This window comes from Thalassospira sp. HJ, from assembly GCF_000948415.1.
Taxonomy (GTDB): domain Bacteria; phylum Pseudomonadota; class Alphaproteobacteria; order Rhodospirillales; family Thalassospiraceae; genus Thalassospira.
In genome coordinates, this window is the sequence record NZ_JYII01000010.1 from 80488 (window position 1) to 98748 (window position 18261).

Consider the following 18261-nt stretch of genomic DNA (forward strand, 5'->3'; position numbering starts at 1 on the left):
TCAGGCAGCTTTCATCATGTTACGCAGAACGAACTGCAGGATGCCGCCGTTCTGGTAGTAGAGAACTTCGTTCTCGGTATCGATACGGCAGGTGGCAACGAATTCTTCGCTGCTGCCATCTTTGCGCGTGATGCGAACCGTGACGTCCTGAAGCGGGGTGATACCATCACCGATGCCCAGAACATCAAAGGTTTCCGAACCGTCCAGCTTGTAGGTCGCACGACCTTCGCCATCCTTGAACTGCAGCGGCAGGACACCCATGCAGACCAGGTTGGTACGGTGGATACGCTCGAAGCTTTCCGCGATCACAGCTTTGACGCCAAGCAGGTTGGTGCCTTTTGCTGCCCAGTCACGCGAAGAACCGGTGCCGTATTCCTTGCCCGCAACGACGACCAGCGGGGTGCCTTCGGCCTGATAACGCATTGCAACGTCATAGACCCAGCCCTGTTCGCCCGACGGATAATGAACCGAAACACCACCTTCGGTGCCCGGTGCCATTTCGTTACGGATACGAATGTTGGCAAAGGTACCGCGCATCATGACTTCGTGGTTGCCACGACGTGCGCCATAGGAGTTGAAGTCACGAACAGAAACGCCGTTTGCCTTGAGGTATTCACCTGCCGGGCTTTCTTCCTTGATCGAACCGGCCGGGGAAATGTGGTCGGTGGTGACCGAGTCACCCAGGATCAGGAGCGGACGTGCGCCATGAACTTCAGAGAAATCACCCGGTTCTTTCGCCATGTTGACGAAGTAAGGCGGGTTCTGGACGTAGGTGGACTTGCCATCCCACGCGAAGGTTTCGCCTTCGGTGATTTCAATGGCCTGCCACGGCTTCGGACCTGCAAAGATGTTGTCGTAACGCTCTTTGTACATCGCAGCCGAGATCGAGGACGCAATGGTGTCTGCGATCTCCTTGTTGGACGGCCAGATGTCTTTCATGAAGACGTCTTTGCCGTCTTTGTCGGTGCCGATCGGATCCTTGTTCAGGTCGATCTTCAGGTTACCGGCAAGGGCATAGGCAACAACCAGCGGCGGGGAGGCAAGGTAGTTTGCCTTCACGTGCGGGCTGATACGGCCTTCGAAGTTACGGTTACCAGACAGAACAGCCGTAACCAGCATGTCCTGATCTTCGATGGCACCGGCGATCGGGCCAGCCAGCGGGCCGGAGTTGCCGATACAGGTGGTGCAACCGAAACCGGCAACGTTAAAGCCGAGCTGATCCAGGTAGTCCTGAAGGCCTGCTTTTTCGAGGTAGTCGGCAACAACGAGCGAGCCCGGTGCGAGCGAGGTTTTCACCCACGGCTTGCTTTTCAGGCCAAGTTCGACAGCTTTTTTCGCCAGAAGACCTGCTGCGATCAAAACGCTCGGGTTCGAGGTGTTGGTGCAAGAGGTGATCGCGGCGATAACGACGTTACCGTCTTTCATTTCGAAGTTTTCATTCGAAACCGGAACGGAGCGGTCGGTGTCAACACCCGGTGCCATGTCGGCAAAGGTTTTGTTGAAGCTCGATACGGCGTCTTTGAGCGGAACACGGTCCTGCGGACGCTTCGGACCCGAAAGGGCCGGCTCGACGGTCGAGATATCGAGTTCAAGCGTTGCGGTGTATTCAGCTTCGAAGCCCGGCTCGCGCCACATGCCTTGTTCTTTGGCATATGCTTCGACAAGGGCGATCTGGTCTTCGTCACGGCCGGTCGAACGCATGTAGTTGAGCGTTTCGTCATCGATCGGGAAGAAGCCACAGGTCGCACCGTATTCCGGTGCCATGTTACCGATTGTCGCACGGTCCGGCAGGCTCATGTGGTCAAGCGCATCGCCATAGAATTCGACGAATTTGCCAACAACGCCTTTTTCACGCAGCATCTGAACGACGCGCAGAACAAGGTCAGTTGCGGTAATGCCTTCTTTCATGGTGCCGGTCAGCTTGAAGCCGACGACTTCCGGGATCAGCATCGAGATCGGCTGACCAAGCATTGCTGCTTCGGCTTCCAGACCGCCAACACCCCAACCCAGAACAGCAAGGCCGTTCACCATGGTGGTGTGGGAGTCGGTACCAACCAGCGTGTCCGGATAGGCAACGGTTTTGCCGTCTTCGTCTTCACCGGTCCAGACGACCTTGGCAAGATGCTCGACGTTCACCTGGTGGCAGATACCTGCGCCCGGCGGGACAATGCGGAAGTTGTTGAAAGCGTTCTGGCCCCAACGCAGGAAGCCATAACGTTCGCCGTTACGCTCGAACTCGACTTCCATGTTCTTGTCGAGTGCGTCGTCGGTGCCGAAGAAGTCGATCATGACCGAGTGGTCAATGACGAGGTCAACCGGTGAAAGCGGGTTCACCTTCTGGGCATCGCCACCCATGTTGACGACGGCATCACGCATTGCTGCAAGGTCAACGACGGCGGGAACGCCGGTGAAGTCCTGCATCAGAACGCGGGCCGGACGATAGTTGATCTCGTGGCTGCTCTTGTGCTCTTTGAGCCAGTCAACAACAGCTTTGACATCGTCGGTTTTAACGGTGAAATCGTCTTCGTAACGCAGAAGGTTCTCAAGAACGACTTTCAGCGTGAAGGGAAGTTTTGAAACGTCGCCGAATTTCTCGGAAGCAACTTTGAGGCTGTAATAGTCGACGGACTTGTCCCCGACTTTCAGCGTGCGGCGCGTTTTCAGGTTGTCTTTGCCACAAATGGACATCAGACCCTCCTCAAGGTGGTTAAAAGGGCTTGTCGTGACAAGACACCCCGACCGTCGGAGCGCCGAGCGGTGGGCTATCTGTGTTGCGTGACGCGGGTCACGGCTACATATCTATGTGCAACGGGGTTACACCACAATTCCCTGTGAAAGTCCAGACCCCGAAAAGGGGTATTGGGGAAAACCCGTTGATCACAGCATATTGGCAAAGTCCAACAAGCATAAAATCAGCTGTAGACGATATGTGCCGTGGCTTTTGACCTTTCAATAGGATGGGGCAAGCCCGGAGTCTGTTTTTTCATGACATGTTTATGATCGCGCCGTCCTGATCGGGCGACGCTATCTATAATGCGTATGCTGCGAACTTCGCAGTCCTGACGACTCCGCATCGGAGTCGGGGCGACGGGGATGGATAAGGGTGCAAAGCGGCATGGTTGCCGGGTCGCTGATTGTGCGGTGCATGATTGCGAATAATTTTTGCAATGCGGCGATTATCAATCCCCCGAACTGGCCGGTCAGCCAGATAACGTTACGTAATCAAGGGTAGAATGGGTGGCATGTGCACCCGGCAAATAATTGTGCGGTGCGAATTTGTAGAAAAGTCCCAACCCCTTGAGAATCATTGCATTGACGCAATATGCTGAAATTGGTACTTAAATGCCTATTAAATGTGTCACGCCCGGTTTCCGTAAGGTCAGGGTCACAAAATAAACGACACATCATCAGGGAAACTGAACAGCGGTTTGCAAATTTTTGCGCGATAGAGCCCGAAATGCGGTTCTGCGGTATTTGCGGCCCAAGTCAGGGAGGAATGCGACGGCATGACGTCACAGAGTCCTATTCTACAGATTAGCGACGTGTCGCTTGTTTTCGGCGGTGTACGTGCGCTGAGTGATGTCAGCTTTTCGGTTCAGCCGGGCGAGCTGTTTTCGATTATCGGCCCGAACGGTGCCGGTAAGACATCCATGTTGAACTGCGTATCGGGGCGTTATACCCCGACCATGGGGACAGTGTCCTTCAAGGGGCAGGATGTTACCGGGCTCAAGCCCAATGACCGTGCCGAACTGGGCATTGGTCGTACGTTCCAGAACCTGGCGCTGTTCGGGCACATGAACGTGCTTGATAACATCATGGTTGGCCGTCACCACCTGCTGAAGAACAACTTCATCAACGGGCCGCTTTACTGGCTTGGCGGGGCGCAGAAGGAAGAGCTTGAGCATCGTCGCTTCTGCGAAGACGTTATCGACTTCCTTGAGATTTCCCACATCCGCAAGGCAACCGCCGGCACGCTTTCCTATGGTTTGCGCAAACGCGTTGAACTTGCGCGTGCGGTGGCGCTGCGCCCGGATCTGATCCTGCTAGATGAGCCGATGGCGGGTATGAACCTCGAAGAAAAAGAGGACATGGCGCGCTTTATCATCGACCTCAATGAAGAATGGGGCATGACCGTTGTCATGATCGAACATGACATGGGGGTCGTTATGGATATCTCCAACCGGGTGATGGTCCTTGATTTCGGTCGCAAGATTGCCGAAGGCCTGCCTGATGAAGTGATGGCCAACAAGCATGTGAAGAAAGCCTATCTCGGCGAAGAAGACGACGAAACGGATGAAGACGAGCAGGTGGCCTGAGCATGAGCAGCAATATCCCGGAATATGCCGACACCAAGTCGCTGGATACTTTCCCGAAAGTGCTGGCCTACAACGCGCGCAACTGGCCCAAAGAAGTCGCCATGCGCGAAAAGGAATTCGGCATCTGGCAGGAATTCACCTGGCAGGACTATAACGACCGCGTCAAATGGATGACGCTTGGCATGCGTGCCCTTGGCCTTGGGCAGGGTGACGTTGTTGGCATCATTGGCGAAAACCGCCCGGAATGGGTCTGGGCCGAAATCGCTGCCCATGCGCTGCGTGGGATGTCGGTCGGTCTTTATCAGGACAGCCTGCATGAAGAAGTCGCCTATCTGATTACCTATTCAGGTGCGCGCATCCTGATCGCCGAAGACGAAGAACAGTGCGACAAGCTGATCGAGCTTGGCGATGATATCCCGACTGTTGAGCACATCGTCTATTGCGACCCGCGCGGGATGCGCAAATATGACGATCCGCGTTTGATGGATGTCGAAAAGCTTTATGAAATGGGCCGGACGTTCGAAGAACAGAACCCGGGTTCCTACGATCAGATGGTCGCCGATACCCGTGGTGATGAATGCGCGATCCTGTGCACCACTTCGGGCACGACATCCAAGCCGAAAATGGCGATGCTCAATTCCGGTGATTTCCTTGATCACTGTGCGGCGTATCTTCGTGCTGACCCGAAATATCCGGGTGACAACTATGTCTCGGTCCTGCCGCTGCCATGGATTATGGAGCAGGTCTATGTCGTTGGTCAGTCGCTGATCAGCCGACAGATTGTCAATTTCGTCGAAGAGCAGGAAACCATGATGGCCGACCTGCGCGAAATTGGTCCGAACTTTGTCCTGCTGGCACCGCGCGTTTGGGAAACCATTGCCGCTGATGTTCGTGCACGGATGATGGATTCCACGCCCTTCAAACAAAAGATGTTTGATTTCGGCATGGCATTGGCACGCACCGCCATGGAGAACGGTGGTCATTCGAAAATGGCCGATGTGATCCTGATGAATGCGCTGAAAGATCGTCTTGGGTTTTCCAATTTGCGGTCGGCTGCCACCGGTGGTGCTGCGATTGGCCCGGAAACGTTCAAGTTCTTCCATGCGATGGGCGTTCCGTTGCGTCAGCTTTATGGCCAGACCGAGCTGTGTGGCGCCTATACCATCCATCAGCCCGAAGACATTGATTTCGATACGGTCGGGGTTGCCTTTGACAATTCAGAGATCAAGGTGGTCAACACCGATGAAAATGGTGTCGGCGAAATTGTCGCACGCACATCGGGCATGTTCACCGGATACTATAAAAACCAGTCCGCCTATGACGAGGACGTCAAGGATGGCTGGATGCATACGGGCGATGCCGGTTACTTCAAGGACGAGAATAAGCACCTTGTGGTGATCGACCGTATGAAGGATCTGGCGGAAACATCCACCGGGGTGCGCTATTCGCCGCAGTTTATTGAAAACAAACTGAAATTCTCGCCGTTCATTGCCGAGGCCGTGATCCTTGGCAAGGACCTGCCATTCCTGTCGACCATGATCTGTATTCGTTATTCGATCATGGCGAAATGGGCCGAGCAGCGCGGGATTGCCTTTACCAACTACACCAACCTGTCAGCGCAGCCGCAGGTCTATGACATGATCACCGAGGAAATTCGCGAAGTGAACAAAACGCTTCCGGAAGCCCAGCGGATCAAGCGGTTCCTATTGCTTTACAAGGAACTGGATGCCGATGACGGCGAACTGACCCGTACGCGCAAAGTGCGCCGTGGCGTGGTTGCCGAAAAATACGCCGACATCATCGATGCGGTTTATGCCGGCAATGACAAGGTTGATATCGACACCATGATCACCTTCCAGGACGGGTCGAAAACCCGCATCCAGACGAGTGTGAAGGTTGTTGATCTTGATAATGACAAGGTCGCACAGACGGCCCCGAAAGCCGCCGAATAAGGCAGCAGCATAACTGTGGCCCCGGCCGGGAAATAACCGGTACGTGGGCCGCCATTACAGGGATGGCAACATGAATTTCGAACTTCTGTTCCAGCTTCTGCTGAACGGTTTGATTGTCGGGACACTCTATGGCGTTGTCGCCATGTGCTTTGTCCTGATCTACAAATCGACCCAGATCGTCAACTTTGCCCAGGGTGAGTTCCTGCTGATCGGGGCATGGGTGTGCTATGCATTCCTTGTTGAAATGCAAATGCCCTTCTGGCTGGGTTTCCTGTTTACCTTGCTGTTCATGATGGCGTTTGGCGTCGTCCTGCAGATGGTCGTGTTGCGACCGATGATTGGCGAGCCGATCATTTCGGTCATCATGGTGACCATTGGGCTTTCGATCTTCTTCCAGGCTGCGACCAAATGGATCTTCGGGGCAACCACCGCGACCTATCCGCAGGTGTTTGAAACCCGATCGGTCAACCTTTTGGGAATGCAAATCGAGACGGCCTATATCATGAGCTTCGTGATCTCGTTGTTCATCATGGCCGGGTTCTACTGGTTCTTTAAATATTCCAAGCTTGGCCTTGCCATGCGCGCAACCGCCTTTGATCAGCAGGTTGCCCAAAGCCTTGGTATTTCCGTCAAAACCGTGTTTGCGATGTCCTGGGCGATTTCGGCCCTTGTATCGGGTGTCGCCGGCATCGTGATCGGCATGGTTAATGGCGTGTCTTCGGCCCTGTCGGTCATCGGGATCAAGGTGTTCCCGGCGGTGATCCTGGGTGGGCTTGACTCGATCGTCGGCGCCATTGTTGGCGGCGTGATCATCGGTCTTCTGGAAAACACCGCAGAGTTCGTTGACGGCCAGTATCTGCACTGGGGCAACCTGTTCTCGATCGCACCGTTCTATGTGCTGATCATTATCCTGTGCATCAAGCCATATGGCCTGTTTGGCACCAAAGACATCGAACGTATTTAAGGGGCGGAGTAACACGTTATGGCTGGATTTTCGCTACGTCCTTGCGGTGACTTCCGTACGACCTATCGTCAGGATACCCGCATCTTTGATACGACCTATATCCGCAACGCCGCGATCCTTGGCATCTTTGCCGTTGCCATGATCCCGTTTGTTCTGGATGGCTATTACGTCAACCTGTTCATCCAGATTTCGTATTTCGCGATTGCCGCACTGGGCCTGAACATTCTGGTTGGCTTTACCGGGCAGATTTCACTGGGGCATGCCGCGTTCTTTGGTTTTGGTGCCTTTGCCTCGGCCTGGATTAACAACACCACCGGCATTCCGGTTTTGCTGTCGATCCCGCTGGCCGGGTTGATGACGGCGGCGGTGGGTATGCTGTTTGGTTTGCCAGCGGCCCGCATCAAGGGGTTGTATCTTGCGATTGCGACCCTTGCGGCCCAGTTCATTCTCGAAGATTTCTTTGCCCGTGCTGAATGGTTTACCGGTGGTTCCTATGGGGCGGCGGCAAATCCGATCAATGTGTTTGGCTACGAAATCTATGACGATTTCAGCTTCTTCTATGTCGCGTTGTTCTTCCTGGTGGTGATGTATCTGCTGGGTACGAACCTGATGCGCACCCGTGATGGCCGTGCCTTTGTGGCGGTACGCGACCATTACCTTTCGGCTGAGATCATGGGGATCAACCTCACGAAATATCGCCTGATGAGCTTTGCCATTTCGTCTTTCTATGCCGGTGTCGGCGGGGCGATGTATGGCCACTATCTTGGCTTTGTCTCGGCCGAGGGCTTTACCATTCTGCTGTCGATCCAGTTCCTGGGCATGATCATCATCGGTGGTCTTGGTTCGGTTAAAGGAACCCTGATGGGCACGGTGTTTATGGTGCTGCTGCCTGAAGTCATGGAAAGCGGTGTCAGTGCACTTAGCATATTCGAATGGGCCAGCTCGACGGCTGTGATCGACGGTCTGGCTTACATCAAGGAGATGGCAATTGGTCTGGCCATCATCCTTTTCCTGATCTTTGAACCGGATGGGCTTGCCCATCGCTGGCAACAGATCAGGGCGTACTGGAAGCTTTATCCCTTCTCGTACTGATCAAAACCCCGAACCCGGCCCGCTTATAAAAAATCAAAGGGCCGGGATCAAAACGGGGCGACCGGGAGGCTTACTTTTGTGAAAACGTCCAAGGGAGACGTCGTGATGAAAAGATTGATTGCTGCGACCGCGATGGTCGCAACGGGGCTGTCCTTCTCGGCAGCGCAGGCAGATGACGATATGGTCTTTGTCGGCCATCTGATGGACATTACCGGCCCAACTGGCTTTATCGGCAAGTTTTATGCGGATGGTGTGCGTGACGCCCTGTCCTATATCAATACCCATGGGGGCATTGATGGCACGGTTTTGGATTCTGAATCCGTCGACTATGCCTATAAAGTTCCGCAGGCGATTGCGAACTACAAGAAATGGCGTTCGCGCAACGACATGATTGCAATGCAGGGCTGGGGCACGGGTGATACCGAAGCCCTGATCAGCTTTGTCGCCAATGACAAGGTTCCGGTTTATTCCGCATCCTATTCCGGCCATTTGACCGATCCGACCGCAAAGAACCCGAAAACCGCCAAGCCGGCACCTTATAACTTCTTCTATGGCGCATCCTACTCCGATGCTTGCCGTGCCATGGTTCAGTGGGCAGCCGAAGACTGGAAACAGTCCGGCGGTTCCGGCAAGCCGATCTTCTCGCATATCGGCGATAACCACCCGTATCCGAACGCACCGAAAGAAGCATGCGCGGAATATGCGACCGAGCTTGGCTTTGAAGTAACCGCGCCAGTGGTTGTTTCGATGAAACCGGGCGACTTCAAGGCACAGTGCCTGACCATGAAGGAAGCCGGGACCAACTATGGTTACCTTGGCAACCTCGGCCCGTCGGTTGTGTCGCTGGTGAAATCCTGTGACACGGTTGGCGCAACTCCGAAATGGCTCGCCAACATCTGGGCTGGTGACTACGAGACCCTGAAAACCATCGGCGATGTCGATAACTACATCTTCCCGGCCATGACCAGCTTCTGGACCGACGAAGGTGTTCCGGGCATGGAACTGGTGCGTGAAATCTCCAAGATGTCGGACAGCTCTGGCGAGCAGTTCCGCACCCATCACTATATCCGCGGTATTTGCTCGGCCTATTACATGAAAGAAGCCATGGAATGGGCCAAGGCCAATGGCGGGATCACTGGTGAAAACATCAAGGCGGGTATGTATGCCCGTCAGGATTGGGTGCCGGCAGGTCTTGAAGGTGTGTGCATGGAAGCAACCTGGACCGCTGAGGACCATCGCGGCATCAACACCGTCAACATCTATAACGGCAGTGCTAAAGGCGGCGAAGTTACGGTGAGCAAAGTCAACACCGTCACCCTGCCGCGCCGTGACGACTGGCTTGGTTACTAAGATCAACCAGTAAGAAGAACGTCTCCCAGACTGTTCGGAGACGGGGCATAACACGCAAGATGCCCTGTCTCCGACAGCTGGAGATCACAAGACGATAATTCGAAAGGGACACCATGGCAGAGCCCGCCCGCAAAGTCGAAACCGCCGAACCGATGCTTTCGGTCAATAACATCGAAGTCGTCTATGACGAGGTGATTCTGGTCCTGCGTGGCGTCTCGCTTGAGGTTCCGCAAGGCAAGATCGTTACCTTGCTCGGCCCGAACGGTGCCGGCAAATCCACGACGCTGAAAGCAATTTCGGGTTTGCTGAAAACCGAAGACGGCGAAGTCACCCGTGGTGACATCAATTTCTTGGGCAACCAGATTGCCAATGGCAACCCCGAGGATATCGTGCGCTCCGGCCTGTTTCAGGTCATGGAAGGTCGTCGTATCATCGAGGACATGACCTGTATCGAAAACCTGCGTCTGGGTGCGTATACGCGCAAGGACAACAAGGTCAAAGACGATATCGAGATGGTCTTTGAATATTTCCCGCGCCTTAAGGAACGTACCGGTCTTGCCGGTTACCTTTCAGGTGGCGAACAGCAGATGCTGGCCATTGGCCGTGCGTTGATGGCGCGCCCCAAGATGATCTTGCTTGATGAACCGTCGATGGGGCTTTCGCCGCTTCTGGTCAAGGAAGTGTTTGGCATCATTGAAAAGATCAATCGCGAGCAGGGCATCACCATGCTCATCGTTGAACAGAACGCCAACTTTGCGCTTAAAGTTGCCGACTATGGTTACATCATGGAAAGCGGTAAGGTTGTTCTGGATGGCACCCGTGACGAGCTTCTCAATAACGAGGACGTCAAGGAGTTCTATCTCGGCGGCGGTTCTGAAGAACGCAAAAGCTTCAAGAACATCAAGTCCTACAAACGCCGCAAACGTTGGCTTTAGGATGAATACGCCAACCACATCCATGTCTGTGGTTGGCGCCTTTGAATGAAAGACGGGTGTGATGCTTAAGACTTATTTTGACGAGCGCGAAACGCGAACCCAGGAAAGCCGCGAGGCAGGCCTGATGGCAGCCCTGCCGCGTATTTTGCATCATGCCAAATCAAAATCCGCTGCCTATGGCCGGATGCTCGCCGATGTCGACGTGCAGTCGATCACCACCCGCGAAGCACTGGCAAAACTGCCGGTGACACGCAAATCTGACCTGATTGATGCCCAGGCCAAGGAACCGCCGCTGGCAGGTCTGAACGCAACGCCGATCCCGGCGATGGCGCGCCTGTTCCAAAGCCCCGGCCCGATCTATGACCCGCAGGGCAAGGGCGATGACTGGTGGCGGATGGGACGCGCGTTCTTTGCTGCGGGCTTCCGTCCGGGCGATATCGTGCATAACTGCCTGTCCTATCACCTGACACCGGGCGGTTTTATTTTTGACAGTGGCGCACGTGCGTGCGGCTGCGTTGTCGTTCCGGCTGGGGTCGGACAAAGCGAAGCACAGGTCAATGCGATCAGCGACCTTAAGCCGGCCGGGTATAGCGGTACGCCATCCTTCCTGAAGATCCTGATCGAAAAGGCCGAGGAACTTGGTGCTGATATCAGCTCGATCAAGCGTGCGCTTGTATCGGGCGAGGCGCTTCCGGAAAGTCTTCGGGGCTGGTTCGCCGAACGCGATATTGCCATGCTGCAATGCTATGCCAGTGCCGACCTTGGCCTGATTGCATATGAAAGCGGCGCCAAGAACGGCATGATCGTTGCCGAAGACATCATTCTTGAAATCGTCCGTCCGGGCACGGGTGAACCGGTGGCAGAGGGCGAGGTCGGTGAGGTTGTCGTCACCACATTGAATATGGACTATCCCCTGATCCGTTTTGCGACCGGTGATCTTTCGGCGATTGCGTCGGGTGAAAGCGGTTGTGGGCGCACCAATCACCTTATCAAGGGCTGGATGGGGCGTGCCGATCAGACGACCAAGATCAAGGGCATGTTTGTCCATCCGCAACAGGTTGCCGAAGTCGTCAAACGCCATCAAGGGATCACCAAGGCCCGCCTTGTGGTCACGCGCGAAAACGACAATGACACCATGACGCTCAACTGCGAGGGCATTGACGCGAGCCAGATTGATGCGATTGCCGAGACGCTCGCCAGTGTTTGCAAGCTGCGCGGTGCTGTTGTGGCGGCCGAAACCGGCAGCCTGCCCAATGATGGCAAGGTGATTGATGATCAGCGCAACCATAGTTGATTAAGTTAACTGACTTAACGTTTCATTCCCGCTCGGGAAACTTGATGCCGTCCGGTTTCGACCGGCGGCATTTCTTTTTGTTTTGAAGGTTTTCAAACAGTCGTGGGATTTCGGCGGTGGTTGGTTATGATGGCGGCCATCGTGGACCAGAATACAGTCCACCAAGAACAAGCCAGCTAACCCGGGAGAAAACGGTGCGCACGGGCAAGACTTTTGCCGTTTCCATGATCACAATTTGCCAATTGATGGCGCTTGCCTTGTGGTTTTCTGCAACGGCTGTGCTGCCGCAATTGCGCAGTGAATTTGGTATCGGGGCGTTGCAGTCATCGCTGTTTACCAGTGCGGTCTTGCTGGGCTTTGTTCTGGGAACTGTCTGCAGCGCGATCCTTGGCCTGGCAGACCGTATCGAACCCCGGTGCTTCTGGGCGGCATCGGCGATCATTGCCGCGACGGCCAATATCCTGATCCTTGTGGTTCCGATTGATGGTGTTGTGGTGATCCTGCTGCGCCTGATCACGGGCGTCTGCATGGCGGGGATTTATCCCATCGGCATGAAGATGGTCGCGACCTGGTCGCGGGGTGATACCGGCTTTTTGGTCGGGCTTCTGGTCGGGGCGCTGACCATGGGGTCGGCCATGCCGCATCTGTTTGCGGTCGCGGTACCGCTTGATTGGCGGTATGTGATCATCACCGCCAGTCTCACCGCCTATTTCGCTGCCATTGCCATCCTGTTCGTGCATCTGGGTGGTACACCGGGACGGTCGCCGCGCTTTGATCCAAGGATGGTGGGTAAGATCTGGTCGAACAAGGCGTTGCGTCATGCTTGCTATGGCTATTTCGGTCACATGTGGGAGCTTTATGCCATGTGGGGCTGGATCGGTTTGTTCCTGTATGGCGCCTTTTCCGATCGCATGGTTGATAATCCCGGTGTCTGGTCCGCCCTTTCGACCTTTGCCATTGTGGGTGTCGGCGCGTTCGGCTCTTTGGCTGGTGGTTATTACGCAGACCGGATCGGGCGCACGACAGTGACGATTGCCGCCATGGTGGTCAGCGGTGCCTGTGCGCTGATTGCCGGTAGCTTGGCCGATGCATCGTTTGTGGTGCTTCTTGTGATTTGTATTGTCTGGGGAATTTCGGTTGTCGCAGACTCTGCGCAGTTTTCATCCTGTGTGATTGAGCTCGCCGATCCACATCAGGTCGGAACAGCACTGACGATGCAAAATGCCATCGGGTTCCTGATTGCCCTTGTTTCGATCCATCTGGTGCCGGTGATTGCCGATCAGGCTGGTTGGTGGGGCGCATTTGCCATGCTGGCGGCAGGCCCGGTTTTGGGCACGATTGCCATGGTTCGATTGCGCATGATGCCAGAAGCAAAACAGCTTGCCGGTGGCAGAAAGTGACTTTTTGACCGTGCAAGGTTGTAATTTCGCGTGATCGTCTTCACTTGACAGCTGCAAGCTAAAAAGCTGCGCTGTTTGGGTTTTCTTGACCATTAACTGTACTAATATTACTTTCTGGCGGAATTTTCTTGCTGCCTCGCGTTTTGGGGGCGATGCGGCGACTATCCAAAAATAAGGGTCTTTCATGAGTCTCACCCTCATTGTTTTGCTTCCCTTCATTGGGGCGGTCTTACCCGCCATAATGATCAGGGCCGGGCGCAATGCATGTGCCACAGCGACCGGTTCTGTCACGCTGCTTGCCCTGATCCTGCTGATGGCAAAGGCCCCGGCGGTCATTGCCGGCGAGGTATTTCAGGTCAGTTATAATTGGCTGCCGGAACTGGGTCTGAATGTGACCTTCTTCCTTGATGGGCTGGGCTTGCTGTTTGCGACCCTGATCCTTGGCATCGGCTTGCTGATTATCATCTATGCGCGGTTCTATCTTTCCAAGGACGATCCGATGGGCAGGTTCTATGTGTTCCTGCTTCTGTTCCAGGGGGCCATGGTCGGCATCGTTCTGTCAGATAACATTCTGCTGCTGCTGATTTTCTGGGAACTGACGTCGCTGTCCTCGTTCCTGTTGATCGGGTATTGGAAACATCTTCCGGCTGGTCGTCAGGGGGCGCGCATGGCGCTTGCCGTGACGGGTGCTGGTGGTTTGGCGATGATCGCCGGGATGCTGATCCTTGGTGATATTGTCGGGTCCTATGATCTGACCGTCATCCTGCAGAACGCCGATCTGATCCAGGCATCGCCGATGTATCTGCCCGCATTGATCCTGATCCTGCTGGGCTGCTTTACCAAATCCGCACAGTTCCCGTTCCACTTCTGGCTGCCGCACGCGATGGCGGCACCGACACCGGTTTCGGCCTATCTGCACTCGGCGACAATGGTGAAGGCGGGCATCTTCCTGATGGCCCGCATGTGGCCGGTTCTTTCGGGCACGCCGGAATGGTTCTATATCGTTGCGACAGCCGGTCTTGTGACCATGGTGCTTGGCGCATGGATTGCGATCTTCAAGCATGACCTTAAGGGGCTTCTGGCCTTTTCCACGGTCAGTCATCTTGGTCTTGTGACCATGCTGCTTGGTTTCGGAACGCCGATGGCCGCTGTTGCCGGTGTCTTCCACATCATCAACCATGCGACCTTCAAGGCAGCGCTGTTTATGACGGCCGGTATCATCGATCATGAAACCGGGACCCGTGACATTCGTCGCTTTGGCGGTTTGCTGAATCTTATGCCGATTGCAGGCACCATCGGGATTATTACCGCGGCCTCGATGGCGGGTGTCATTCCGTTCAACGGGTTCATTTCCAAGGAAATGATGCTTGAAGAAGCATGGCACACCATGTGGCTTGATCAGAACTGGGTGCTGCCGCTTCTGGCGACTGTTGGTGCCCTGTTCTCGGTGGCTTACTCCTTCCGGTTTATCTTCCATGTCTGGCTGGGCAAGCCGCGCGATGAAAACCTTCCGCATCATCCGCATGACCCGCCGTTTGGCATGTGGGCACCGCCCGCCTTGCTGACCATTCTGGTTGTTCTGATCGGTCTGTTCCCGGCAACCATCGCAGGGCCGTTGGTGGCTGCGACCGCGGGTGCTGTTACCGGTGGTGAGTTGCCGGAATATCACCTGTCGCTTTGGCATGGTCTGACCCCGGCCCTTGGCATGAGTGTGATTGCGCTGATTGGTGGTTCGCTGTTGCTGATGCGCCATGGTGGCCTGATGTCGGCAACGGCCAACCTGTCGCGTCCGGATGCCAAGGCGATGTTTGATTGCGGAATTGCCAAGGCCGTCGCGGTAAGCCGCCTGGTTTCGGACAACCTGCATAACGGATCGTTGCAGCGTTACCTTGCGATCATGGTGATTGGTGCGATTGGTATCGGTCTTTCGGGCTTCTATGCCAAGCCGGACTTCCAGTCGGGAACGCGTGAGCTTCTTGAAGTTTCCCCGCCTGCAGCGATTGGCTGGTTGCTGTTGATGGTGACCTGTGTCGCATCTGTGTTCCTGCATCACAACCGTTTGCTGACCCTGCTTCTGGTCGGTGTCGTTGGCCTGATCGTATCGCTTGGCTTTATCTATCTGTCTGCACCGGACCTTGCGCTGACGCAGATTTCGGTCGAGGTTGTAACAGTCATTCTGATGTTGCTGGCGCTTAACATCCTGCCAAAGGAAACGCCGAAGGAAAGCCTGCCGGGACGCAAGATGCGCGACGGTATTGTTTCCATCGCGGCCGGTCTTGGTGTTGGCGGGGCGATCTGGGCAATCATGACACGTGATCTGCCCAATTCGATCTCGTCCTATCATCTGGCGAACTCGAAGATCGAAGGTGGCGGCACCAACGTTGTGAACGTCATCCTCGTTGACTTCCGTGGCTTTGATACCTTTGGCGAGATCATCGTGCTTGGTATCGCAGCGCTTTCGATCTTTGCACTGGTTGAAACGGTCACCAAGGGCGATGCCGCACGGCGTCTTGCCGATTGGGTGGTTGAACGTCGTCGTTCGCCGAACCGCCATCCGATGATGATGGTTGTTGCGACCCGCGTGATGTTGCCGTTGTCACTTATGGTAGGTGTTTACATCTTCCTGCGGGGTCATAACGAGCCGGGCGGTGGCTTTATCGCCGGTCTGGTCGTGTCGGTCGCACTTATCATGCAGTATATGGCATCCGGCTTTGGCTGGGCCCAGAACCGCATGAAGGTGAATTATCACGGCATGATCGGTCTTGGTGTGATTGCCGCGGCAATCACCGGGGCTTCGGCCTGGGTTGCGGGGCTTCCGTTCCTGACCAGTGGCTTTACCCATGTTCATCTGCCCATCGTTGGCGAGTTCGAACTGGCATCTGCCATGGGCTTTGACCTTGGCGTGTTCCTGACCGTGGTCGGGGCTGTGATGCTGGCTCTTGCCAAGCTTTCGCAGATCGAACGCATGGCAGAACATGTCGACATAAATGCCGAGCCGATGGATCACGATCCGTCTGCACCGGTGGCAACGCCGGAAAAGGAGGCCTGATATGGAATTTCTTGTCGCAAGTAGTATCGGGCTTCTGACAACGTGTGGCACCTATCTGTTGCTGCGCGGGCGGACCTTCCCGGCAGTGATCGGGTTGGCTTTGTTGTCCTATGCCGTGAACGTTTTCCTTTTCGCGATGGGCCGTTTGACCATCAATATGCCGCCGATCCTTCGTGATGGCGTGACCGAATATACCGATCCGTTGCCCCAGGCACTTGTCCTGACGGCGATTGTGATTTCATTCGGCATGACCGCTCTGATCGTGGTTCTTGCGATCAGGGCTTATCTTGAAATCGGCAATGACCATGTTGACGGTCGCCCGGTTGGTGAGCCATCCGAAGCAGGAGATAAAAACTGATGGGTGACTGGATTGTTGTTCCCATAGTGCTGCCCGCCGTGATGGCCGCCCTGATTGTTCTGGCGGTACGTCACGACATTATCCTGCAGCGCGTATTTTCGATTACAGCGACGGTTGCCCTTGTGGCGGTCACGCTGTCGCTTCTGATCTTTGCCAGCGGAAATGGCCCGGAAATGTATGCGTTGTCGGACTGGCCGGCACCGTTTGGCATTGTGCTGGTACTTGATCGCCTGTCAGCGATGATGGTGTTCCTGACATCGCTTCTGGGCCTTGGTGTTGTCCTGTTCGCGTCAAGCGAATGGGATCAGCGCGGCAAGCATTTCCATGCCCTGTTCCAGTTCCAGCTGATGGGGGTCAATGGTGCGTTCCTGACCGGTGACGTCTTTAACCTGTTTGTCTTCTTCGAAGTTCTGCTGATCGCGTCCTATGGCTTGATGCTGCATGGCGCAGGTGCCGACCGACTGAAGGCGGGCATGCAATATGTCGTCATCAACCTGACGGGTTCGTCCCTGTTCCTGATTGGTGTCGGCATGATCTATTCCGTCACCGGGACGCTGAACATGGCCGATCTTGCCATTCAGGTGACCAAGGTGGCATCTGGTGATGCAGCCCTGCTGCGTGCAGGTGCGCTTATCCTGCTTCTGGTGTTCTGTGTGAAGGCGGCTTTGGTTCCGGTTCACTTCTGGCTGCCAGGAACGTATGCCAATGCACCGGCACCGGTGGCAGCATTGTTTGCGATCATGACCAAGGTCGGGGCCTATTCTGTTCTGCGTGTTTATTCGCTGGCCTTCGGTGATACGGCCGGTGACATGGCATGGTTGGCAGCGCCCTATATCCTGCCCGCCGCCCTGATTACGCTGGTGCTGGGCATGACCGGGGTTCTGGCGGCAAAACGCCTTAACAGCCTGATTGCGTTTTCCGTGATCGGATCGATGGGGACCTTGTTGATTGCGTTTGGGCTGTTCACGCCTGAAAGCATTTCGGCCGGTCTTTATTATCTGCTGCATTCGACCTTCTCGGCGGCAGCCCTCTTCCTGATTGCGGATCTGGTGGTTTCACGTCGTGGTCAGTATGGCGACAGCCTGAATACCGCGCCGAAGTTCCATCAGTTGGGCTTCCTTGCGGTGCTGTTCTTTATCGGTGCTATCGGGATGGCCGGGATGCCGCCGCTTAGTGGCTTTATCGGTAAGTTGCAGATCCTTGATGCGGCACGCGACAGTGATGCCATGGTCTGGATCTGGTCGATCATTCTGGTGACGTCGCTTATGTGTATCGTCGGCTTTGGCCGGGCGGGCAGTGTTCTGTTCTGGAAGAGTGCCTCGGTCGATGGCGAGATCACGGTTGAAGGTGCGCAATGGCCGGTTCTGCCGATTGTGGCAGCTTGCAGCATGTTGGCGGCCTTGATCGCGCTTACGATCTTTGCCGGACCGATCAGCGACTATCTGCAAGGTGTATCGGCACAGCTGTTTGATACGTCGCAATATATCGAAGCGGTGCTGGGCGAAAATGCCTTTGCACAGATTGGCCAGTAAGGGGAAGGACAGGATCATC

The 18261-nt window shown here is 55.3% G+C and carries 12 protein-coding genes; 11 read left to right on the forward strand and 1 reads right to left on the reverse strand.

Annotated elements, in window-relative coordinates; translation table 11 throughout:
- A complete protein-coding gene (gene acnA / locus UF64_RS05870) occupies positions 1-2688 on the reverse strand; it encodes an aconitate hydratase AcnA (protein WP_044827696.1) in 2688 nt (895 codons plus the stop codon).
- Between the two features lie 818 nt (positions 2689-3506).
- Here acnA and UF64_RS05875 point away from each other — a divergent pair.
- The 11 genes from UF64_RS05875 (at position 3507) to UF64_RS05925 (ending at position 18242) form a co-directional block, all read left to right on the forward strand.
- A complete protein-coding gene (locus UF64_RS05875) occupies positions 3507-4316 on the forward strand; it encodes an ABC transporter ATP-binding protein (protein ID WP_044827697.1) in 810 nt (269 codons plus the stop codon).
- 2 nt (positions 4317-4318) lie between these two features.
- Positions 4319-6268: a long-chain fatty acid--CoA ligase gene (locus UF64_RS05880; RefSeq protein ID WP_044827698.1), complete on the forward strand. Its 1950-nt coding sequence runs from the start codon at positions 4319-4321 to the stop codon at positions 6266-6268.
- Between the two features lie 70 nt (positions 6269-6338).
- Positions 6339-7232: a branched-chain amino acid ABC transporter permease gene (locus UF64_RS05885; RefSeq protein ID WP_044827699.1), complete on the forward strand. Its 894-nt coding sequence runs from the start codon at positions 6339-6341 to the stop codon at positions 7230-7232.
- A gap of 18 nt (positions 7233-7250) precedes the next feature.
- The gene (locus UF64_RS05890) at positions 7251-8324 is read left to right on the forward strand and encodes a branched-chain amino acid ABC transporter permease (protein WP_044827700.1); all 1074 of its coding nucleotides are present in this window, start codon (positions 7251-7253) and stop codon (positions 8322-8324) included.
- Between the two features lie 105 nt (positions 8325-8429).
- Entirely contained in the window at positions 8430-9674 is a 1245-nt protein-coding gene (locus tag UF64_RS05895; protein ID WP_044827701.1) for an ABC transporter substrate-binding protein, read from the forward strand.
- Positions 9675-9826: 152 nt separating this feature from the next.
- Entirely contained in the window at positions 9827-10609 is a 783-nt protein-coding gene (locus tag UF64_RS05900; protein ID WP_044828183.1) for an ABC transporter ATP-binding protein, read from the forward strand.
- 61 nt (positions 10610-10670) lie between these two features.
- Positions 10671-11903, forward strand: coding sequence for a phenylacetate--CoA ligase family protein (locus tag UF64_RS05905; RefSeq protein ID WP_044827702.1), 1233 nt, complete (start codon positions 10671-10673; stop codon positions 11901-11903).
- Positions 11904-12127: 224 nt separating this feature from the next.
- The gene (locus tag UF64_RS05910) at positions 12128-13303 is read left to right on the forward strand and encodes an MFS transporter (protein ID WP_044827703.1); all 1176 of its coding nucleotides are present in this window, start codon (positions 12128-12130) and stop codon (positions 13301-13303) included.
- Between the two features lie 184 nt (positions 13304-13487).
- Entirely contained in the window at positions 13488-16352 is a 2865-nt protein-coding gene (locus UF64_RS05915; RefSeq protein WP_044827704.1) for a monovalent cation/H+ antiporter subunit A, read from the forward strand.
- 1 nt (position 16353) lies between these two features.
- Positions 16354-16710, forward strand: coding sequence for a Na+/H+ antiporter subunit C (locus UF64_RS05920; protein WP_044827705.1), 357 nt, complete (start codon positions 16354-16356; stop codon positions 16708-16710).
- Complete coding sequence (locus tag UF64_RS05925; RefSeq protein WP_044827706.1) at positions 16710-18242, forward strand: monovalent cation/H+ antiporter subunit D; 1533 nt, start codon at positions 16710-16712, stop codon at positions 18240-18242. Before UF64_RS05920 ends, UF64_RS05925 begins: the two co-directional genes overlap by 1 nt.
- Positions 18243-18261: the final 19 nt, after the last annotated feature.